The sequence below is a fragment of the Streptomyces sp. NPDC002577 genome, assembly GCF_053594815.1.
Genome location: NZ_JBSFWK010000046.1, coordinates 30,684 through 51,571 on the forward strand (window position 1 = coordinate 30,684; position 20,888 = coordinate 51,571).

The 20,888-nt window shown below is 69.0% G+C and carries 19 protein-coding genes; 14 read left to right on the forward strand and 5 right to left on the reverse strand.

Translation table 11 applies throughout. The annotated features are described in order from the left end of the window. The first annotated feature begins 20 nt into the window (after nucleotides 1–20). Nucleotides 21–1,523: a class I adenylate-forming enzyme family protein gene (locus ACWD4J_RS36085; protein ID WP_451399732.1), complete on the forward strand. Its 1,503-nt coding sequence runs from the start codon at nucleotides 21–23 to the stop codon at nucleotides 1,521–1,523. 258 nt (nucleotides 1,524–1,781) lie between these two features. Here the strand turns inward: ACWD4J_RS36085 and ACWD4J_RS36090 are convergent, their stop codons facing one another. Further along, nucleotides 1,782–3,062, reverse strand: a complete 1,281-nt coding sequence (locus tag ACWD4J_RS36090) for an acyl-CoA dehydrogenase family protein (RefSeq protein WP_451399733.1) — start codon at nucleotides 3,060–3,062, stop codon at nucleotides 1,782–1,784. 65 nt (nucleotides 3,063–3,127) lie between these two features. Between ACWD4J_RS36090 and ACWD4J_RS36095 the strand changes: the two genes are divergently transcribed. Genes ACWD4J_RS36095 through ACWD4J_RS36105 form a run of 3 tightly spaced genes read left to right on the forward strand, consistent with a single transcriptional unit; the run spans nucleotide 3,128 to nucleotide 5,600 of the window. Next, nucleotides 3,128–4,369, forward strand: coding sequence for an FAS1-like dehydratase domain-containing protein (locus ACWD4J_RS36095; protein WP_451399734.1), 1,242 nt, complete (start codon nucleotides 3,128–3,130; stop codon nucleotides 4,367–4,369). After that, nucleotides 4,369–4,509 (forward strand): hypothetical protein, encoded by a 141-nt coding sequence (locus ACWD4J_RS36100; RefSeq protein WP_451399735.1) that lies wholly within the window; start codon nucleotides 4,369–4,371, stop codon nucleotides 4,507–4,509. Before ACWD4J_RS36095 ends, ACWD4J_RS36100 begins: the two co-directional genes overlap by 1 nt. Further along, on the forward strand, nucleotides 4,506–5,600 hold the full coding sequence (locus ACWD4J_RS36105) for an acyl-CoA dehydrogenase family protein (RefSeq protein WP_451399736.1): 1,095 nt from the start codon (nucleotides 4,506–4,508) through the stop codon (nucleotides 5,598–5,600). Before ACWD4J_RS36100 ends, ACWD4J_RS36105 begins: the two co-directional genes overlap by 4 nt. A gap of 138 nt (nucleotides 5,601–5,738) precedes the next feature. Here the strand turns inward: ACWD4J_RS36105 and ACWD4J_RS36110 are convergent, their stop codons facing one another. Beyond that, the gene (locus tag ACWD4J_RS36110; protein WP_451399737.1) at nucleotides 5,739–6,515 is read right to left on the reverse strand and encodes a FadR/GntR family transcriptional regulator; all 777 of its coding nucleotides are present in this window, start codon (nucleotides 6,513–6,515) and stop codon (nucleotides 5,739–5,741) included. A 270-nt stretch (nucleotides 6,516–6,785) separates the two neighbouring features. Beyond that, entirely contained in the window at nucleotides 6,786–7,445 is a 660-nt protein-coding gene (locus ACWD4J_RS36115; protein ID WP_451399738.1) for a TetR family transcriptional regulator, read from the reverse strand. Nucleotides 7,446–7,770: 325 nt separating this feature from the next. Here ACWD4J_RS36115 and ACWD4J_RS36120 point away from each other — a divergent pair, with 325 nt between their 5' ends. The 9 genes from ACWD4J_RS36120 (at nucleotide 7,771) to ACWD4J_RS36160 (ending at nucleotide 17,601) form a co-directional block, all read left to right on the forward strand. Beyond that, complete coding sequence (locus ACWD4J_RS36120; protein WP_451399739.1) at nucleotides 7,771–8,637, forward strand: amidohydrolase family protein; 867 nt, start codon at nucleotides 7,771–7,773, stop codon at nucleotides 8,635–8,637. 46 nt (nucleotides 8,638–8,683) lie between these two features. Continuing rightward, on the forward strand, nucleotides 8,684–10,975 hold the full coding sequence (locus ACWD4J_RS36125; protein ID WP_451399740.1) for an acyl-CoA dehydrogenase family protein: 2,292 nt from the start codon (nucleotides 8,684–8,686) through the stop codon (nucleotides 10,973–10,975). A 113-nt stretch (nucleotides 10,976–11,088) separates the two neighbouring features. Next, entirely contained in the window at nucleotides 11,089–12,312 is a 1,224-nt protein-coding gene (locus ACWD4J_RS36130; protein ID WP_451399741.1) for an amidohydrolase family protein, read from the forward strand. Nucleotides 12,313–12,356: 44 nt separating this feature from the next. Beyond that, nucleotides 12,357–12,683, forward strand: coding sequence for a hypothetical protein (locus tag ACWD4J_RS36135; protein WP_451399742.1), 327 nt, complete (start codon nucleotides 12,357–12,359; stop codon nucleotides 12,681–12,683). 153 nt (nucleotides 12,684–12,836) lie between these two features. Then, on the forward strand, nucleotides 12,837–13,664 hold the full coding sequence (locus ACWD4J_RS36140; RefSeq protein ID WP_451399743.1) for an SDR family oxidoreductase: 828 nt from the start codon (nucleotides 12,837–12,839) through the stop codon (nucleotides 13,662–13,664). Beyond that, nucleotides 13,664–14,527: an enoyl-CoA hydratase-related protein gene (locus ACWD4J_RS36145; RefSeq protein ID WP_451399744.1), complete on the forward strand. Its 864-nt coding sequence runs from the start codon at nucleotides 13,664–13,666 to the stop codon at nucleotides 14,525–14,527. Before ACWD4J_RS36140 ends, ACWD4J_RS36145 begins: the two co-directional genes overlap by 1 nt. Nucleotides 14,528–14,548: 21 nt before the next feature. After that, nucleotides 14,549–15,409 carry a GntR family transcriptional regulator gene (locus ACWD4J_RS36150; RefSeq protein ID WP_451399745.1) on the forward strand — a complete coding sequence of 287 codons (861 nt, stop codon included), beginning with the start codon at nucleotides 14,549–14,551 and terminating at the stop codon, nucleotides 15,407–15,409. A 481-nt stretch (nucleotides 15,410–15,890) separates the two neighbouring features. Further along, entirely contained in the window at nucleotides 15,891–16,949 is a 1,059-nt protein-coding gene (locus tag ACWD4J_RS36155) for an MBL fold metallo-hydrolase (RefSeq protein WP_451399746.1), read from the forward strand. 88 nt (nucleotides 16,950–17,037) lie between these two features. After that, complete coding sequence (locus tag ACWD4J_RS36160; RefSeq protein WP_451399747.1) at nucleotides 17,038–17,601, forward strand: DoxX family protein; 564 nt, start codon at nucleotides 17,038–17,040, stop codon at nucleotides 17,599–17,601. A gap of 136 nt (nucleotides 17,602–17,737) precedes the next feature. Here ACWD4J_RS36160 and ACWD4J_RS36165 read toward each other — a convergent pair whose 3' ends face one another. Next, complete coding sequence (locus ACWD4J_RS36165) at nucleotides 17,738–18,157, reverse strand: Zn-ribbon domain-containing OB-fold protein (protein WP_451399748.1); 420 nt, start codon at nucleotides 18,155–18,157, stop codon at nucleotides 17,738–17,740. After that, nucleotides 18,154–19,314, reverse strand: a complete 1,161-nt coding sequence (locus tag ACWD4J_RS36170; RefSeq protein WP_451399749.1) for a thiolase family protein — start codon at nucleotides 19,312–19,314, stop codon at nucleotides 18,154–18,156. The genes ACWD4J_RS36165 and ACWD4J_RS36170 overlap by 4 nt, the downstream gene beginning before the upstream one ends. A 245-nt stretch (nucleotides 19,315–19,559) precedes the next feature. Between ACWD4J_RS36170 and ACWD4J_RS36175 the strand changes: the two genes are divergently transcribed. After that, on the forward strand, nucleotides 19,560–20,831 hold the full coding sequence (locus ACWD4J_RS36175; RefSeq protein WP_451399750.1) for an amidohydrolase family protein: 1,272 nt from the start codon (nucleotides 19,560–19,562) through the stop codon (nucleotides 20,829–20,831). Nucleotides 20,832–20,888: the final 57 nt, after the last annotated feature.

A 20,888-nucleotide genomic window follows, 5' to 3' on the forward strand; every position in this document is an offset into this window, starting at 1 on the left:
GACACCCTGGAGAACTGTCTGTGAACATCGCGATGCTGCTGGACATGGCCACCGACGGATTCGGGCACCGGACTGCCGTACGGTCCGCCGAGCCTGACGGCCTGACACTCGACTACGCCCGGCTGCGGTCCACCGCCGCCGCTGTCGCTGCCGACCTGCGGGCTGCCGCGCCGCGCGCAGCACTGGCCTACCTGGGTCCCACCAATCCCGCCGCGCCGGTGGCGCTCTTCGGCGCAGCCTATGCAGGCACCGTGTACGCCCCGCTCAACCACCGCCTGCCTGCGGCCTCGCTGTCCGCGCTCATCGCCCGCACCCTCCCCGCCCGAGCCGTGGCCCGCACCCAGGACCTCGCCACTGCGACCGAAGCCGGGGCGCACCCGGTCACCCCGCTGGACGACTGGCTGGCCGGCCTGCTCGCCGCCCCCGGCGTCCCCGATGGCCCCCTCGAACCCCAGGCCCCGGCGATCCTGCTGTTCACCAGCGGCACCTCAGCGCAGCCCAAGGCGATCAAGCTGAGCCACGACAACCTGCTCGCCTACATCCTCGGCACAGTCGAGTTCGGCAGCGCGGGCGAGGACGAGGCGCTACTGCTCGCCGTCCCGCCCTTCCATATCGCCGGGGTCTCCGCCGTTCTGAGCTCGGTGTACTGCGGCCGCACCATCGTCACCCTTCCCGCTTTCACCGCCGAGGAGTGGCTGGCTGCCGCCAGACGCCACGCGATCACCCATGCGTTCCTGGTGCCCACCATGCTGACCCGCATTGTCGAGGCGATGGAAGCCGACCCGTCCCTGCGGGTCCCGACCCTCCGCCACCTCGCTTACGGGGGAGCCCGGATGCCTTTACCCGTGCTGGAGCGCGCCCTGGAGCTGTTCCCTGACGCAGGCTTCGTCAACGCCTACGGGTTGACCGAGACCAGCTCCACCATCGCGGTGCTCGGCCCCGACGACCACCGCGCGGCACACCAGGGGAACGCGGCCGCCCGAGCCCGCCTGGGGTCGGTGGGCCGCCCCGTTCCCAGCATCGAGGTACGCATCCAGGATGAGGCAGGCGTCGAGGTCAAGCCGGGGATGCGCGGCGAGCTGCTATTGCGCGGGCCGCAGGTCGCCGCCCCCGGCTCCGGCGCCGCCACCGACGCCGACGGTTGGTTTGCCACCGGCGACCTGGCCACCCTCGACGACGCCGGCTACCTGTTCGTGCATGGACGTGGTGACGACACCATCATCCGCGGCGGCGAGAACATCGGCCCCGGCGAGATCGAGGACACCCTGCTGCGCCACCCGGCCGTGGCAGCCGTCTGCGTCGTGGGCCTGCCCGACCCGGAGTGGGGCGAGCGGATCGAAGCCGCCGTCGTGCTGCACCCCGGCGAGGCCGCACGCGACAGCGACCTGGCCGAATGGCTGCGCGGGCGGTTGGGTTCGCTGAAGACACCCCAACGACTTCACTTCGTCGCCGAGTTGCCGATGACCCCCACCGGGAAGATCATCCGGCGTCAGGTCAAGGCCGACCTCGCCGAGCGTGAATGATCACTGGATTTGCCACTCTCGGGGCAGAGGGCGGTCTGGGGCCCCGCGGCGCGAGGGGAGCGCGGGGCTCCAGACCACCCTCGGAGCTCTGAACAGAAGGGGCGCCCGCCCCGCGCGCCAAGCGATGGCCGGGGCATGAGCTCGGAGGCAGGGGAGGATTCGGGGAGCCCGCCGTGGACACGCGGCACGCGGGCCCTGGGTTCGCCTTGGATGCCGTGTGGACAGGGTCGCGACGTCGCGACCCTGTCCACACGCTGCTCATCCGCGGGGCAGTTCCCGCCACGGCCGGCCGTGCCAGAGGTCGGGCTCCTTGGGCATACCGAGGACGCGCTCGGCGATGAGGTTGCGGTTGATCTCGCTGGTGCCGCCCTCGATGGTGTTGGCCCGGCTGCGCAGGAGGCCGCGGATCTCGTCGGGCATGCCGGACGCGTACTCGTCCAGATCGCCCTCCCAGGCCAGAGCGTCAGGGCCGAGCAGTTTGACGGCCATCTCCTGAATGCGCTGGTTGAGCTCGGAGCCGTGCACCTTGTTGATGGAACTGGCCGGACCGATCGGGCGGCCGACGGCGGCGCTGTCGCGGATGCGCTCGTTGGTCCAGCGGCGGATCTGCTCCTCGCCCCACAGCCGGACGACCTCGCGGCGCACCGCGGGTTCGTCCCAGCCGCCCGGCAGTCCGTCGGCCGAGCGCTTGCGCGCCAGGCCGACGAGGCGCTCGGCGCTGCCGCCACCGATCCGGTCCACGCCGCCGGAGCCCGCGCCCGACACCATCTGGCGCTCTCCGCCCAGGGTGGCCTGCGCGACCTTCCAGCCGGCGCCGCATTCTCCGACCCGCTGGGTGTCCGGAATGACGGCGTCGTCGATGAAGACCTGGAAGAACTCAACGGCTCCGCCCATGTGGCGCAGCGGGCGCACCCGAATGCCGGGCTTGTGCATGTCGATGAGGAAGTAGGTGAGGCCTTGGTGCTTGGGGGCGTCGGGGTCGGTGCGGGCGAGCAGGACGGCGTAGTCGGCGCGGTCGGCCCAAGTGGTCCACACTTTCTGGCCATTGACGATCCAGTTGGCGCCGTCGCGTTCGGCCCGGGTGGACAGAGACGCCAGGTCGCTGCCGGAGCCGGGCTCGCTGAACAACTGGCACCAGATCTCCTCGGCGCGGGTGATCGGCGGCAGGAAGCGCCGCCGCTGCTCGAGGGTGCCGTGTGCGAACAGCGCGGCCGCGGTGAGGCTGAGGCCGAGCGGGTTGAGCCGGGGCAGGTGGTAGGCGCGCAGCACCTCCTCGGCGGCGCGGGCGGCCGGCACGCTCCAGCCGCGGCCGCCGTACTCCACGGGCCAGGTGGGGGCGACCAGGCCAGAGGCACCGAAGACCGGATACCAGGCGCGGTACTCCTCGGGAGTACGTACGGTGCGCACCTCGGCGGGGCCGCCGCGCTCGGCCGCCTCGCGCCAGGCGGCCGGCACATGTGCCGTCACCCAGGCCCGCGCCTCGGACGCGGCCCGGTCGATCGCCACTGAATGTGACGGCCTGTCATGATCCGCTGCCACGAAGGACCTCCCTGGCTGGCTTCTGCTATAGATATAAGGATAGCAAAGATAATAGAGTAGGGGTCATGGTAGCTGGCCAGATCACTGACGAGGGTGTGGCAGCACTCCGCGCCCGTATCGGCATCCCTCACCCCAATCCCGTTCCCCCGCACTACCGTCGGCCTGGCGAGGACGCGTTCCGCAACGTCGCCCGGTGCTACGGGGACGACAACCCCCTCTGGAGCGAACCGGACTACGCGGCCAAGAGCAGGTGGGGCGGCCTGATCGCACCGCCGCCGCTGGTCGGCGGTGACAGCCTGATCGGTACCGACGTACTGTCAGGGGCCGAACGCGAGGCCGCGAAGGCGCTCAAAGGCGACCCGCTGCGGGGCGTGCACGCCTTCTACGCCGCCGCCGAGCGCGACTGGTGGGCCCCGCTGACTCCCGGTCACACCCTCAGCCGGCGCAACGCCCTGGTCGCCGTACACGACAAGCCCAGCCAGTTCGGCGGCCGGGCCGTGTACGAATGGGAGGCGCAACTCTTCCGTACCGACGACGGCGTGCTGGTGGGTGGCCAGTACCGCTGTATGGTGCGCACCGAGCGCGAGAAGGCCCGTAAACGCAAGAAGGAGAGCGTTCAGGCCCAGACGTGGAGCTCGGGGGAGATCGCGGAGATCGACGCTGCCGGCGAGGCGCACACCCGCCGCGGCGCCGAGCCGCGCTGGTTCGAGGACCTGTCCGTCGGCGACTCCACCGGGACGATGATCAAGGGCCCAATGACCGTCACCGACATGATCTGCTGGCACGTCGGCATGGGCATGGGCATCTACGGCGTCGCCGCCCTCGACCTCGCGCGGGCCAACCGCCGCCGCATACCGCGCTTCTACGAGCCCGACGCACTCGGCATCCCCGACGTCATGCAGCGCGTTCACTGGGACCCGGCCTACGCCCACAAGGCCGGGCTGCCCACCACCTACGACTACGGCCGGATGCGGGAGACCTGGCTGATACACCTGCTCACCGACTGGATGGGCGACGATGCCTGGCTGCGGTGGCTGCGCGTGGAGTTCCGCAAGTTCAACTACGTCGGCGACGCGCAGTACCTCTCCGGTACCGTCACCCGGCTGCACCGCGACGAGGGCGGCCGCCCGGCCGCCGACCTCGACCTGACGGCGGTCAACCAGCGCGGCGAGACCACCACCACCGGCAAGGCCACCGTGCTGCTGCCCAGCCGCGAGCACGGCCCGGTACGGCTGCCCGATCAGCCCGGCACCAGCCTGGAGGAGGCCATGGACGCCGCGGTCACCGTCTTCTCCGGGCGAGACTGATGCCCCGCCCCCTCGACGGCATCGCCGTCGTCGCTTCGGAACAGGCAGTGGCCGGCCCGTTCGCCACCCGGCAGCTCGCCGAACTCGGGCTGACCGCCAAGGAGATCGCCACCGCGCGCGAGAAGGGAGCCGTCCGATGACCGACAGTACCGACGACTTCGGCAAGGCCATCACCGCCGCCCTGACCGACCTGTGCCCGATGACCGAGGTCCGCCGGCTGATGACCGATCCGCTGGGCCACGACCCCGCCGTCTGGCGACGGCTGGCCCGCGAGATCGGCATCCCGGGCCTGGCCGTGCCCGAGGAGTACGGAGGAAGCGGCGGCGCCTTGGAGGACCTGGCCGTCGTCTTCGAGGCCGCCGGCTCCACCCTCGCCTGCCTGCCCCTGTTCGCCACCTGCGCCCTGGCCGCGCCGCTGCTCCTCGCCGTCGCCGACGAGGAGGCCAAGAAGCACTGGCTGCCCCGGCTGGGCTCCGGGGAGACCACCGCGACGGTCGCGTTCGCCGGATTTCGCGGCGCCGCCGGAACGGCTCCGCGCGCCGTCCATGATCACGACGGCTGGCGGCTGACCGGCACCTACCCCCACGTCGTGGTCGGCGCCGGCGCCGACCTGCTGCTGGCCATCGCCGACACCGACACCGGACCCGGCGTCTTCGTCCTGGAGGGCGAAGGGACCAACCGCACTCCGCTCACCAGCCTTGACCTCACCCGGCGGCTTGCTCGCGTCACCGCCGACCGAACCCGCGCCACTCCTGTCGCCGAACCGGGTGAGCAGCTGAGGCCGGGACTCGCGGCCGCATGGGACGCGGCCACCGCCCTGCTGACGGCGGAGCAGGTCGGCGGCGCCCAGCACTGCCTGGACATGACCGCCGAGCACGCCCGTACCCGCATCCAGTTCGCCCGCCCGATCGGCAGCTTCCAGGCGGTCAAGCAACGCCTGGCCGACATGCTCATCAAGGTCGAACTGGCCCGCTCCGCCACCGGCCAGGCCGTGCGCGCCGCATCCCGCGATGACGTGCGTGAGCGTGAGCGTGCGCTCGCGGTGAGCGTGGCCAAGAGCTTCTGCTCCGACGCCTATACCCAGGTGGCCGGAGCCACCATCCAACTGCACGGCGGCCTTGGCTTCACCTGGGAGCACGATGCCCACCTCTACTACAAGCGCGCCCTGTCGAGCCGGGAGATCCTGGGCCCCCCTGCCCTGCACGACGATCGCGTCGCGGAACTGCTGTAGGTTCCGCAGATCACGCGTGGCTCGTGCCGGTCATACGCGTCACGCGGCTTGTCCGTGAGTGCAAAGGTACGTACGGGTGCACGCCCGTAATCGATCAGCCACGAACGAACGAACCGCGACGTGCTCTCAGGCCACGGGCTAAGAGCCGCCCACCGCACTGGCCTTGATCAGCTGGGCGGTCCCAGAGGCCAGGGTGCTCGCCCGGGTGGCCGCGAGATGGGTCGAGGCCAGCGTCATGGCCCGGCTCGTGTTGCCTGCCTCGATGGCCGTGATCAGCTTCTCGTGGTCGCGGATCGCGGCCCTGCGCGTGGCGGCGGACATGGGGGAGCCGGCGTCTGCCTCGTGCCCCGCCACCGCACCCCAGACGGCGGACTCGTGCGCGGACCAGATGGATTCGAGCGAACCGATGAGCACGATCATCGTCTCGTTGCCGCAGAGCGAGACCAACTCTTCATGGAACCGGCGGGCAAGCGGCGAGTACTGAGCGGGGTCGTCGAATGCGGCCTGCTGCGCTTCCACAGCGGCGCGCAGAGCCGGCAGCACGGCGGTCTCGCGGTCGTCTCGGGCCGCACACATGGCCGCGCACACCGGCTCCAACTGAAGCAGTGCGCCGCTGACGTCGCTCAGAGACGTATTGCGGGTCTGCAGGACCATGCTGACCATGTAGGCGATGCGGTCGGCGGTGGGCTGGTGCACCACCGCACCGCCCACATTCCCTCGTCTCACCGAGATCAGGCCCTCGGTCTCCAGGATGCGCATGGCCTCGCGCACCGCCGGCAGGCTGACCTTGAATTCTGCGTACAGGTCCTCCTGCCGCGGAATGCTGTCACCTTCCTTGAGCCGTCCCGTGAGGATGTCCTCACGCAGCTTGGCCGCCACCATCTCGGCCAACCGGGGCTGGCGCAGCTGTCGCATCTCGTCTCCTGTTCCGTCGAGCTCTTCCGCTCGCGGCCTGGTCAGCCAATGATTTTTATCTTAGCTGTGATATCTGGGTAGGCCGAAATCTGCAGAAGAAGGACAGGACGGACCTGGGAGGAGGGGGAGTGCAGGACCCATTTCAGACGCCCGTTGCCTCCGCTGCGGCAGGCTGCGCGCGGGGTGATACCAATACGTGCGCGTCATCCGGTCGGCGGGCGCGTTGCCTGCCGCGACCGGAATCGTGGCGGCTGGTTCGGGTCTCGGGTTTCAGCGGACTTCCTGCCCGGCGGAACCGCCGCCTCGCGGCGCATCCGGCCCGAGGACCAGCCGGGTCACCGACTCCAGGTTGTTCTGCACGTCCGCAATGGTGCGCCGCCCGGTGGTCCACTCCTGCAGGCCGGTACTGAGCACCGCATTGATGGCCACCCGTGCGGGTTGGGCGATCTCCTCGGGAACGCCCTCCATCAACTCCACAAGCACCTCGTCCTGAGAACTCGCCACCGTGGCCAGCGCCTCGCTCGCGAAAGGGTCGGACGACCCTTGGACCAACACGACCAGCCGGGCGAAATTCGGATGGCGCTGGAACGAGCGCACCTCGCGGCGGAAGAAGGACAGCACACGGTCCAATGCCCCTACCTCGCGACGGGCCCGCGAGCGCTCGCGCGCCAACTCCGCGTGGACCCGGTCGGTCAGGCGACGGTGCCAGTCCGCCCAGGCCGCTGCCAACATGTGGTCCTTGGAGGCGAAGTAACGGTAGGCGGTGCCGAGCGCCACCCCCGAATGCTCCGCCACATTCCGCATCTGGACGTTCTCCGGCCCGATCTCGTCGACGAGCGAGATCACCGCGTCGGTCAACAGTTGACGCCGGGCGATCTGGCGCGGCGTCATGCTCTCCAGGGGCAGAGGCAGCGTCTCAGGTTTGGGCACGGCCTCATCCTATCTGAAAGCTCGTTCTAGGTGGTTCTGCTGCTTGGCTGCTTGGCTGGGCGAGTCCACAGTCCCCACCGTCATCGGCCACACTGACGCTCTGACCTGCACTTATAGCGACGCCCCGGGCCGAATCACAGGCCAATGGCGCCGCACGGAGGTCTTGACATCTTTGAAACGCGGTTTCAATATCGAGATTACCTGGCCGGGACCGGAGAGACGGCCGCGGTGACACGGCCGGGGTCGACGGCCGCCCGCCTGATCCCGATGCCCGCACGCGTGGTCGATCGTGTGTCTGGCGCCGAACACAACCAGCGGAGTTGTCATGACCTTCCCGCACGGCCAGCCGATCATCGACACGATGATGGGGTTTCCCACCGTCGGCTTCGAGCAGTACGACTTCATCCGCAAGCAGACCAAAGACCGGCAATCCCAGCAGGAGTTCCAGTTTCCTGCGGAGTACATGTTCAAGCATGTGCCGAAGGAACTGCCCACCGAGGACCCGGTCAGCGTCACGCTGCACGAGATGGACCGCTGGGGCATCGAGAAAGCTCTCATCGGAGTCACCGGGGAAAGTGCACAGTTGGCCCTGAAACGCCACCCCGACCGCTTCATCCCCTCCGGCAACGTGGACGATCCGAATCAGGTGGTCGACACGGTCCGGCAGATCAAGCGCGACTACGAGGAATACGGCATTCGGGCCGTCGGCGCCTTCCCTGCCGGCACCTTCCCGCAGGTCGCGATCAACGACAAGAAGATGTACCCGGTGTACGCGACCTGCGTGGAGCTGGGTATCCCGATCTTCTGCTGTGCCGGCGTGCCCGGCCCCCGGCTGAAGTTCGAACCGCAGCGGGTGGAGTACATCGACGAGGTGATGTACGACTTCCCCGACCTGGTGTTCGTCACTCGCCACGGCTGTGAACCGTGGGAGGAGCTCGCGGTCAAGCTGCTGCTGAAGTGGCCGAACCTGTACTACTCCACCTCGGCCTTCGCACCGAAGTACTACCCGCGGAAGGTCGTCGAGTTCGCCAACACCCGTGGTGCCGACAAGATCATCTACGCGGGCTATTTCCCCATGGGCCTGTCCCTGGAACGGATCATGACCGACATGCCCGACGTGCCGTTCCGCGACGAGGTCTGGCCCAAGTTCCTCTACGAGAACGCAGCCCGCGTCCTCGAACTCGACCGCTGATGCGGACGGATGCGCACCCGACGGGCAGCGGCCATGAGGAGGCGACGTGTCGATAGCACTGAACCAGGAACAGTCCGCGCTGGCGGAGTCGGTCGAGGGGTTCGCCTCGCGCCACGCGCCCCGGTCGCGCACCCGCACGGCGGCCGACCTGGCGGCCGGGCCGGTGGACCGTGATCCGGCGAGCGGCGACTCGGACGCCGTCCGAAGGACGCGGCAGCACGAGGACAGCCTGTGGGCGGCCCTGGTGGAGCAGGGATTCGCCACCGTGCACCTGCCGGAGGACGCGGGCGGAGGAGGTGGCGGCGTGGGGGACCTGGCCGTCGTCGTGGAGGAGGCCGCGCGGGGCCTGATGCCGGGCGCGTTACTGCCGACCGCCATCGCCGGCGCGATTCTTACCCGTTCCTGTCCACCTACCCGATCTGACGCCACATCAGGTGATGAGTCGCCAGGCAACCACGGCGCAGCGGTACCCGCGCTGAGGGGCCGCTTCGGGGCCGGGGCGCGTGGCGCCGTCGCACTGTACCCGGACGGAATGGTGGCCGCCCGGGTCCCCGGCGGCTACCGGGTCAACGGCACGTCCGTGCCGGTGCTGGGCGGGGCGCGCGCCGACGTCGTACTGCTCATGGCCCGGCATGAGTACGGCCAGGTGGTCTTCGCCGTGGACCTCGCCACCGCCGGCGGCCTGGCCGTCGAGCCACTCCCGGCAGTGGACCTCACCCGCGATATCGCACGCTTCACCGCAGACGACCTCGTCGTCCCCGCTGCCGACACAGTGCCCGTGGACCCGTCCACCGTGAGGTCGATGGCAGCCGCCCTGTGCGCCGCCGAGGCGGTCGGTCTCGCCCGCTGGTGCGTGGAGACGGGGCTGGAGTACGTCAAGGTGCGCGAGCAGTTCGGGCGCCCGGTCGGGTCGTACCAGGCGATCAAGCACAAGTGCGCCCGGCTTTTCATCCGGCTGGAGACGATGGCCGCTGCCGCCTGGGACGCCGCTCGGGCGGCGGATGCCGACGGGCCTGACGCCGAGGAGCAGCTCGCCCTGGCCGCCGCGGAGGCCGCGGTGGTCTGCCTGCCCGGCGCGAGCGACCTCGCACTGGACACCATCACTTTGCTCGGCGGGATCGGCTACACCTGGGAGCACGACGTCCACTTCTTCTGGCGCCGCGCCATGACGATGGAGAGCCTGCTCGGTCCCGTGAGCCGCTGGCAGCGGCGGCTGGGGCGGCTCGCCCGCACCGCCGGCCGCTCCTTCGACGTCGCGCTGACCCACGACGACGCAACGTTCCGCGCGCGGATCGCTGAGCAGCTCGAGGAGGTAGCGACCCTGCCCGAGGAGCAACGTCAGGCACGGCTGTCCACGCTGGGCCTGGTACTGCCGCACTACCCAGCCCCGTACGGCATCGACGCAAGCCCGGCACAGCAGATCGTCATCGCCCAGGAGTACGCCAAGGCGGGGGTCGAACGGCCGAAGACCATCATCGGAGAATGGGTTCTGCCGACGATCCTCGCCCATGGCACGGACGAGCAGAAGCAGTTCTTCGTGCCGGCCACGTTGCGCGGGGACATCATCTGGTGCCAGCTGTTCAGCGAGCCGGGCGCGGGTTCGGACCTGGCCTCGCTGTCCACCCGGGCGGAGAAGACCGACGACGGCTGGCGGCTGAACGGCCAGAAGGTGTGGACGTCCAGCGCGGCCGAGGCGCACTGGGGCCTCTGCCTGGCCCGCACCGACCCGGCCGCGCCGAAGCACAAGGGGATCTCCTGCTTCCTGGTCGACATGCGCGCCCCAGGTCTGGAGGTCCGGCCACTACGGGAGGCCAACGGCGGCTACCTGTTCAACGAAGTCTTCCTCACCGATGTGTTCGTCCCGGACGACCGGCTGGTCGGCGCGGTCAACGAGGGCTGGGCCATGGCACGCACCACGCTCGGCAACGAGCGCGTGAGTATGGGCGGGATGATCGGCACCGGCGCCGATCCTGTGGCCATGTCCACCTCGCCGCAGGTCATGGCAGACGCACCCGAGGTGGAGCGGTCCCTCGGGGAGCTGATGGCGGAACGCTACGCACTGTCGGCGCTGGGCCTGCGCGCCACGCTGCGGCAACTCTCCGGGCTGCGGCCCGGCGCGGAGGCCAGCGTGCTCAAGGTCGCCGCCGGCTGGCACCACCAGCACGTTTCCGCCGAGGTCATGCGTTGGCACGGCCCGTACGCCGCCGCGGCGACCGGACCCGGCGGAGCCGCCACGCACGGCTATCTGTCGGTGCCTCCGCAGCTCATCGGCGGCGGCACGGCTGAGATCCAGCTCAACGTGATCGCCGAACGGATCCTCGGCCTGCCCCGCGGCTGACCCACACGGGCCCACAGCTGTGCCCCGCAGCGCTGATCGCCCCGATGAGCGCGACCGGCCGCAACCGGAAGGCTTCCACGAACGCACCATCCATCGCCATCCACGGAGGATGCATGACCACATCCAGGCCCGAGGACCGCTATACGGTGATCTCCTCGGACACCCATGCCGGCGGCAGCCACGCCATGTACCGGGAGTACCTCGACCCGCAGTGGCACGAGGAGTTCGACGCCTGGCGCGGCAAGTACAAGAACCCCTTCAGCGACCTCGGCGACGCCCGGCGCCACCGCAATTGGGACGATGAAATGCGTAACTCCCAGCAGGACGCGGACGGAGTCGTCGGAGAGGTCATCTTCCCCAACACCGTCCCGCCGTTCTTCCCCAGCTTCGTCCTGTTCGCCCGCCCCCCGCAGGCCGACGAGTACCCGCGCCGCCTGGCCGGGATCCGGGCCCACAACCGCTGGCTGGCCGACTTCTGCGCCGACGCGCCCGAGCGCCGGGCCGGCATCGGGCAGATCTTCCTCAACGACATCGACGACGCCATCGCCGACGTCCGCTGGATCAAGGAGCACAACCTGCGCGGCGGCGTCCTGCTGCCGACGATCCCTCCGGACGTGGACTGGATCAAGCCGCTCAACCACCCCGACTACGACCGCCTGTGGGCGGTGTGCGAGGAGCTGGAGGTGCCGGTCAACGTGCACGGCGGCACCGGCGCCCCCGCCTACTCGCGCCACCCCTCCTCCGCACTGATCATGCTCGCCGAGGTCGCCCACTACTCCCGCAGGCCGCTGCTGTTCCTCATGCTGTCCGGGGTCTTCGAGCGCTTCCCGCGCCTGAAGCTGGTGATGACCGAGCAGGGCTGCGCCTGGCTGCCTGCTCTGCTGAACCAGCTGGACGGCATCCTGAAGGCGGTGCGGGACAACGGCGCCGTCGGGGAACTGCGGTTCAAGCCGGAGCATGTCCTGCCGAAGTCGGCCACCGAGTACTTCCAGCAGAACGTCTGGCTCGGCGCCAGCTTCCCCAAGATCGCCGACGTCCGGGCCGCACGCGAGGCCCTCGGTGTGGACAAGTTCATGTGGGGCAGCGACTATCCCCACGACGAGGGTACCTACCCCTACACCACCCTCGCCCTGCGTCAGGTCTTCCACGACTGGCCCGAGGCCGACGTGCGCAAGGTCCTGGCCGAGAACGCGGCCCAGGTGTACGGCTTCGACCTCGACGTGCTGGGTCCGCGCGCCGCCGAACTGGGGCCCACCGTCGCCGAGGTCGCCCGCCCGCTGACTGAACTGCCCGACAACCCCAACGAGGCACTCCTCGCCAACGCTCCCGCAGCGTAGCCGCGGCGAAACGGAACAATTGACACAGCGTCAAGGAGTTGGTCATGAACGATGAAGCCGTGGGTCTTCGCGCCGGTATGCGGCTCAAGAGTCAGGTATGCACCACCCAAGTCATCGTCGTCCGGGCGGGGAACAAGCCAGCGGCCTTGTGGTGCGGCGGCGTCCGCATGCTTGAGCTCGGCGCATCCGGTCGGGGAGAAATGACGCCCGTCCCGGAGCAGATGCGGGGCTCGTTGCTCGGCAAGCGCTACACCCACCCGGACGACGACAGTGTCGAGATACTCGTGACCATGGGAGGCGAAGGCTCTCTGTCGGACGGGGAGCAGAACCTTGTTCTCAAGGCCGCCAAGCCACTCCCTGCCAGCGACTGAGTCACCGGACCAGGGGGCGGTCCGTGAAAGCCCACGAGGCGGTGGTCACGCGGGCCGTGCATAATATAAATTATGCGATTGTCTTGCTGCGTTGAGGCCTGCCCGGCACCGAGCGGGACCTGGCCTTCCTCTGGAGCTTGAAGGAGCCGCAGCATGGGCCATGAGACGCTGCAAGGTCGCACAATCGTGATGTCGGGCGGCAGCCGGGGCATCGGAGCGGCAATCCTCGTGGCTGCCGCCCGGCAGGGGGCCAACGCCGTCCTGCTGGCCAAGACCGACCGGCCCGACCCGCGGCTGCCGGGCACCGTGCACACCGCGGTCGCCGAGATCGAAGAGGCCGGCGGCAAAGCCGTCGCCGTCGTCGGCGACGTGCGCAAGGACGAGGACGTGCAGCGGGCTGTCGACACAGCCGTGGACCGATTCGGCGGAATCGACATCTGCGTCAACAATGCCAGCGCCATCAGCCAGACCAGTACCGAGGAGCTGTCACTGAGGCGCTACGACCTGATGCAGGACGTCAACACGCGCGGCACGTTCGCACTCACCCGGGCATGTCTGCCGCACCTGCGACGGTCCGATCACGCGCATGTACTCACGCTCTCGCCACCGATCAATCTCGCGCCCCAGTGGCTGGGCCGCTTCCCGGCCTACACGCTGTCGAAGTACGGGATGACCTTGCTGACGCTCGGCTGGGCTGCCGAGTTCGCGGAAGCGGGCATCGCCGCGAACTGCCTCTGGCCCCAGACCCGGATCGCGACCGCGGTGGTCGTCAACCTGCTGGGCGGCCAGGAGGCAGCCGCTCGCTCACGGAGCCCGCAGATCATGGCCGACGCCGCGATCGAGGTGCTCTCGACCTCGCCGTCGGCGCGGACCGGCCGTACTCTGATCGACGCCGAAGTGCTCGCCGAGAGCGGGGTCACGGATCTGAGTCGGTACGGCGGTGGCGACCACCCCACCATCGACCTCTACGTGGACCCGTGATGGGGCGGGAGTACCGGCATCTCAGGTACGAAGTGGTCGACGGCGTGTTGACGCTCACGTTGCACCGCCCGGAGCGGCTCAACGCGTACACCCCACTGATGGGGCAGGAGTTGCTCGACGCCTTCGACCGGGCCGATGCCGACGACGATGTGCGCGTAGTCGTCCTCACCGGGTCGGGCAAGGCGTTCTGCGCAGGCGCCGACCTCGCCGAAGGCGGGCCATCGCGGTTTGACTACCCTGACGGCACTGACCATCGCGACTTCGGCGGGAGGATCGCGATGCGGATCTTCGCGTCGTTGAAGCCGACGATCTCCGCCGTGAACGGCGCCGCCGTAGGCTTCGGCGCGACGGTTCTGCTCCCCACCGACGTCCGGCTTGCTTCGAGCCGGGCGCGGTTCGGGTACACCTTCGGGCGGATCGGGCTCGTTCCCGAAGCGGCGTCGAGCTGGTTCTTGCCGCGCGTTGTCGGCATCAGCCGCGCTATGGAGTGGGCTGTCACGGGGCGGGTGTTCGGTGCCGCGGAGGCGCTCGAGGCCGGGTTGATCCGCTCGGTGCACGAACCGGAGGAGCTGCTGCCGGCCGCGTGTGCGCTGGCCCGGGAGATGGCGGACGCGACCGCCCCGGTCGCTGTGGCGCTGACTCGGCAGATGTTGTGGCGGATGCTGGGAGCCAGTGACCCGATGCAGGCTCACGAGCTCGATTCCAGAGCGATGTACGAACGCGGCCGGTCGGAGGACGTCAGGGAAGGCATCACCGCCTTCCTGGAGAAACGGCCTGCACGTTTCCCCGGCCGGGTCAGCACGGACATGCCCGCGTTCTACCCGTGGTGGACGGAGCAGCCGTTCAGGCCTCTGCCACCGTGAGCGCGCCGCACACGCCCAGCGATGCCAGGCAACGGCGGCAGAGCCATCGACCGCATGGCGGCCGAGCCGGCACCGGCCGAGTGGGGATTCCTCGCGCGCGCGTGTGCTGCGACGAATGATATATTTTACCAAGCCCGGGATGGCCCGGATCCTCACGAGGCCCAGGAGGTCGTGATCGCTACTCGGTCGGTCGCACAGAACGGCCCCAGATTCGATATCGGCGACTCCGGTGGACTGTCACGCCCCACGAGTGCCCAGCAGGTGGCTGAGCACATCCGGCGTATGATCTTCAACAACGAACTCCGCGCCGGGGAACGGGTCCCCCAGGACGAGATCGCTGCCGCCTTGAGGGTGAGCAGGGTGCCGGTCCGCGAAGCTGTCATCGCCCTCGACCGCGAGGGGTGGGTGACAACGGAAGCCCACCGTGGGGCGTTCGTCAACGGTCTGGATGAGAACACCGTCCTGGACCACTACGAGTTCCTCGGCATGCTCTACGGATTTGCCGCTCGGCGTGCCGCCGAGCGCGGAACCCCGGTCGGAGTGAAGGCTCTGACAGAACTGAACCGAGCGTTCCAGGCTACCGACAGCCCGGACGAGCTCTGGCAGATCAACCTCGAATTCAACCGTCAGCTGCTCGTCATGGCGCGGTCGCGGCGGATCGCCGCGATGTCACGGGTCATGGCCATCAGCATCGTGTCGGGGAAGTACTTCGAAGAGGTTGCCGGAGCCGTCCGGATTCACAAGAAGGGCCTGCGGGCGGTGCTGCGTGCCATCAAAGCCGGCGACGGGCTGACGGCGGAAGCGGAGTACTCCGAGATGCTGCGGACCGAAGCGGTGAGTGTCGTGTCGCTCCTGAAGTCCCGGGGGCTTCTGCCGGCCTGATCAACTTGCCGACCCATCTCCCTTTGACTGAATGCATATTGTATATTCTGCAACGGCTCGACCTCTTGCGACCCATCCTTCCCTGTGGCCGGCAATCGCCCGTATGACTACTCCTCGCGGATCTGTCCGCCGAGGTCCTGGGCAGCGCCCGGATCAGACCAGCGGTTTGTGGGCGGAGTCACACCTGTAGGCAACGTGCCTGTAGCTACAGTGGTTTCCTCGGTCGGCGCAGAGCGCTGCTGTTCCAGACTCGGGAACGGGGTCACGGATGAACTCGATTGACGATGCCTCAGCATCGACTCGGAAATGACGGGTCGCCCGTGCACGGCCAGGGCTCATCGGCTCGTGCGCGGCAGTTGGTGAGACCTGCGGGTGCCTGGCACCTAGAGCTCCGACCGGGCCGCCAGAGTGCTGCGGTCAGCCAGTCATTTCACCATGCGCGGCCCGCGAACCAGCCGCAGTCACGTCCGAGGAGGACGTCATGACGAGCCCCGCTCCGCACGTGCCCGATCCGGGGGGCACCGCAGCCACCGGGCACCCGTACCGGCCGCTGCCGCCGGTCAGCCAGGTGCGTCCCGGAGTGTGGAGCATCCCCGTGCCGCTTCCCAACACCTCGCTGCGCTATGTGTTGGTGTACGTCTTCGAAACCGACGCCGGACCGTACCTCGTCGATGCGGGCTGGGACACCGACGAGGCGTACGACACCCTGGCGTCGGGGCTGGCCGGCATCGGCACCCGTATGCAGGACGTCCAGGGAGTCCTGGTCACGCACATCCACCCCGATCACTACGGGCTCGCAGGGCGTGTCCGTGAGGCGTCCGGCGCATGGATCTCCCTGCACCCCGCCGACGCCGCGGTCATTCCCTTGTTGGAGGAAGCGAACCCCGATCCGCTCGGCCTTGCCACGCTCCGCCGCGCCGGGGCGCCCCAGGATGTACTCGACCGTCAGTACCGGCGACTGCGTGCGCTGGAACCGCGGCGCGACATGCCGAAGCCCGATGTGCTGTTGGAGGACGGTGACCGGCCTGCCGTGCTCGGGTGGGAGCTGTCCGCGATCTGGACCCCGGGTCACTCCCCAGGTCACCTGTGCTTCTGGGAGCCCCGCCACCGCCTGATGCTCACCGGCGACCATGTACTGCCACGGATCACGCCCAACGTGCCGCCGCCCCGCGATGAGGGGGCCGACACGCTCGGGGACTTCCTCCGCTCGCTCGACCGTCTCAACGGCTGGGGTGCGTGCGAGGCGTTGCCCGCCCACGAGCGGCGGTTCACGGACCTCGAGGGTCGGCTCGCCGATCTGCGGCGCCATCACGACCAGCGCTTCGAGGAGGTCCTGGCGGCGTTGGCGGCCGGGGCGGAGGTCGCCTGGGACGTGGCCGCGCACATGCACTGGTCGCGCCCTTGGGGAGGGATGGAAGGCTTCACGCAGCAGGCTGCCGTGGGCGAGGCCTTTGCCCATCTGCGCGCTCTGGCGCGGCGCGGGCTGGTACACGAAGAACCGGGCGAGACCGTGCGGTGGCGGATCGCCGAGCGGTCCTGACCGCCGCGGCCGGCCTCGGTCGCCGGCGTGGCCAGTCGACCGCGGGCCCCTGCCCCGAGCCCGTTCCACCACCGAGGAGGAGCTAGCCATGACCCTGACGACCCGCTCCCGAGCGACGGCCAGTCCGGCCGTCCGGGACACCGCGGCACTCGTACTGCGCGCCGCACTGGGGCCGATGCTGTTCGCGCACGGCTGGAACAAGGTCGCGGGGCCGGGCGGGCTGAAGGGCACCACAGGCTGGTTCGAGTCCCTGGGCCTGCGCCCTGCGGCGGTGCACGCACGGATGGCCGCAGGTACGGAGATGGCGGCCGGGGCCGGACTCGCGCTCGGCCTGGCCAACCCCCTTCCGGCCGCAGCGGCCGTCGGACTGATGGCCGTGGCCGCACGTACCGACCATCGCGGGAAGGGATTCTTCGTCTTCAAGGGTGGCTGGGAATACACCGGAGTCGTCGCCGGCGCCGCCGTGGCGCTTGCTGCCCTCGGTCACGGGCGGTTCTCGCTGGACGGCATGCTGGGCCGCCGCAGCGACGGGCCGGCGCAGGCGCTGATCGCCGCCGCACTGGGTGGCGCCGCAGCGGCCGGACTACTGAAAGCGTGTTACCGCCCGGACCAGGGCCCGGACCCTGAGCCGGACAAACAGGCCCAGGGCTGAGGGCCGGCCGCCCTGCGGCGAAGTCCCCCTTGCGGCTTCGAAACGCCTCGGCACGCCACGCCCGGCGTACGCCAAGCGGCAGTTCGTGTAGGCCCCCCGGTGGTCGTGGCGCGCGTGGGCAGTGACGCGAGCAGGCTCACGCGGGCCGGAAGTACGGCAGGTACAGACCGGAGCCCACCTCGTGGAATTCGGCCGTCACCGCCATTCCGGGGCGGATGCCCTCCGGCGCGATCCCGATCAGGTTGGTGAGGAACTGGTAGCCCTCTTCCATGTCGACGATCGCGGGCGCATACGGGGCTTCGAAGGCCGGTGTCACCGGGCGGTACACCACGGTCCAGCTGTAGAGGGTGCCGCGGCCGGAACTCGTCTCCCACTTCAGGTCCCTGCCAAGGCAGTTGCGGCACAATTCCGCCGGGGGGAAGCAGGCCCAACGGCACGAGGAACAGCGTTGGAACACCAGCTTCCGCTGAGCGCACTGCTTCCAGAACGGGGCGCTGAGGGCCCCCGGTACGGGATGCGGCAGCTCGCCGCGCTGCGGAACGAGGAGTGTGCTCATTGCGTAGCCTCCGATCCGAGCAGCATGACCGAGGTGAACAGCGCGCCCGCGCCCCCGCCGCTGCAGAGCGCCACGTCGGCACCGGGCACCTGCAACGGACCGGCATCTCCGCGTAGTTGCTGAACACCGCGGATCACCCGCTGGTACATCTGGGGTGACGCGCCCGCGTGGCTGAAGGACATCGTTCCGCCGTCGGTGGTGACCGGATGGCTGCCGTCGATTCCGATGTGACCGTCCGCCACGAACGGACCGCCCTCGCCCGGCTCGCAGAAGCCGAACGCCTCCAACTGGCGGATGATCTCGAAGGAGAACGGGTCGTAGAGCTCCAGAACGTCCACATCGGACCGGCGCAATCCCGAGTGGCGGAAGGCCAGGTCTGCGGCGCGCTTGCCCACCTCGCCGTTGACCGGGCCACCGCGCCTGCCCGCGAGATCCCAGCTCGGCGGATACCGGTACGCCGGACCGAAGTTGTCGGCGCTGCTACCGAGGATGAAGACGGGCCTCGCCGGGATGTCGGGCAGCCGGTCGGTGCTCGCCAGCACGAGCGCGCATCCGCCCTCCGAGGTCATCGAGCAGTCGAGCAGGTGGAACGGGTCGGCCACCATGCGGGAGGCGAGCACGTCGGCGGGCTTGAAGGGTCCGCGTCCAAAGTAGACGGCGTCGGGGTTGTGATGGCCGTGGTTGCGGATGGTCGCCGCAACCGCGGCCAGTTGCTCCGGTGTGGTCCCGTAGGTCGTCATGTGACGGCGGGCGATCAAGGCGAATTCAGCGGCGGTGAAGAGTCCGAACGGGGCGACCCACTCGTGCTCCGGCCGCGTCCACGGCGCCGTGGACGCGCGGTCGGTGTAGACGCCGGTGGCCGCAGCAACGATCAGGACCACATCTGTTTCACCGGCCTCGATGGCGTGGGCCGCTTCCGTGATGGCGGGCAGCCCGAACTGCGCGCCCTGCCAGGCGGGACCCAGCCGGAGGTCGTAGATCAGGGACGTGGCACCGCCGTCGTAGGTCACTCCGTCGACGTCGGTCAGGGTCAGGCCGGCGTCGCGCAGTGCGCCTGCTGCGGCTTCGGCGGTCAGAGTGGCGGTGGTGTACCCATCGAGGCGTCTTGCCTGACGAGTGTTGTGGACGCCGACGATGGCCGCGCGCCGCGGGCTCACCGGTCGGAGTCCCTTCGCCGTGGGATGCTTCGCATTTCTTTCACGTCGGTCCGTCCTTCGAGGTGTCCCGCAGATTCATCAGGGTTCAGTCGATGTGCTGCAACGGCTAAGTAGGTTATCTTAGCTAAGATTGCTTGCCTGGGGCGGCCAGTGCGCGGAGATCCTTGTCAGCCCACTTGTTCGTCTCGCCGCCAAGTACGTCAACGGAGGTTGTGGTGCGCAAAGACGATCTGATTCTGATCAGCGTGGACGATCACATTGCCGAGCCGGCGGATATGTTCGAGGCGCACGTGCCGCAGCGGTACAAGGACCGGGCTCCGCGCGTGGTCCTCGAGGAGAACGGCACCCAGCAGTGGTACTACGGGGATCTGCGGGGCCGGAACCTGGGTTTGAACGCGGTCGCGGGCAAGCCGCGCGACATGTACAACATCGACGCGAGCAGCTACGACGAGATGCGCCCGGGATGCTTCAACGTCGACGAGCGCGTACGGGACATGAACGCCGGCGGGCAGCTGGCGGGGCTGAACTTCCCGAACTGGACCGGGTTCTCCGGACAGGTTCTCAACCAGGGGCCGGACCGCGACCTGAACCTGATCATGATCAAGGCGTACAACGACTGGCACGTGGACGAGTGGTGCGGTGCCTACCCGGGCCGGTTCATCCCGTGCGGCATCCTGCCGCTGTTCGACGTGCAGGAGGCGGCCAAGGAGGTGCGGCGGCTCGCGGCCAAGGGTTGCCACGCGGTGACCTTCTCGGAGAACCCCGAGGCGCTGAACATGCCCAGCATCCACACGGATTACTGGTACCCGCTGTTCGAAGCGGCCTGTGACACGAAGACTGTGCTGTGCTGCCACGTGGGTTCGTCCTCGAAGCGCCCGATGGTGTCCTCCGACGCACCGCCCAGTGTGGCGATGTCGGCCTCGTCCATGATGAGCATGTTCTCCCTCGTCGAGCTGATCTGGGCGGAGTTCTGGGGCAAGTTCCCGGAGCTGAAGTTCTCCCTCACCGAGGGCGATGTCGGGTGGATCCCGTACTTCCTGTGGCGCTCCGAGCATGTACTCGACCGGCACTCCGGCTGGACCAACGCCGGCTTCCCCAAGGGCTACCGCGGCCCCAGCGATGTGTTCCGCAAGCACATCTACACGTGCTTCATCAGCGACAAGGTCGGAGTCAAGCTGATGGAGTACTTCAACGAGGACCAGCTGTGCTGGGAGTCGGACTACCCGCATTCCGACACCAACTGGCCCTTCGCGCCGGAGGACGTCGTCGAGACGATGGGCCATCTTGACGACGCCGTGATCAACAAGATCACCCACGAGAACGCGATCAACGCCTACTCCTTCGACCCGTTCGCGTACGTTCCGAAGGACGAGGCTCGAGCCGGCGCGCTGCGTGCCAAGGCCACCGATGTCGATGTGGTCACACATGTCGGCCGCAAGGCCAGTCAGCGCGATCGTGATGCGTGGGCGCGGATGACCCGCTTCGCGCAGGCCGCCCAGTCGGCCAACCAGAGCTGACACCGGTTCCGGTGGCACCTGAGTACTGGCCGCCCGCCCACCGCATCCTTCCACGAC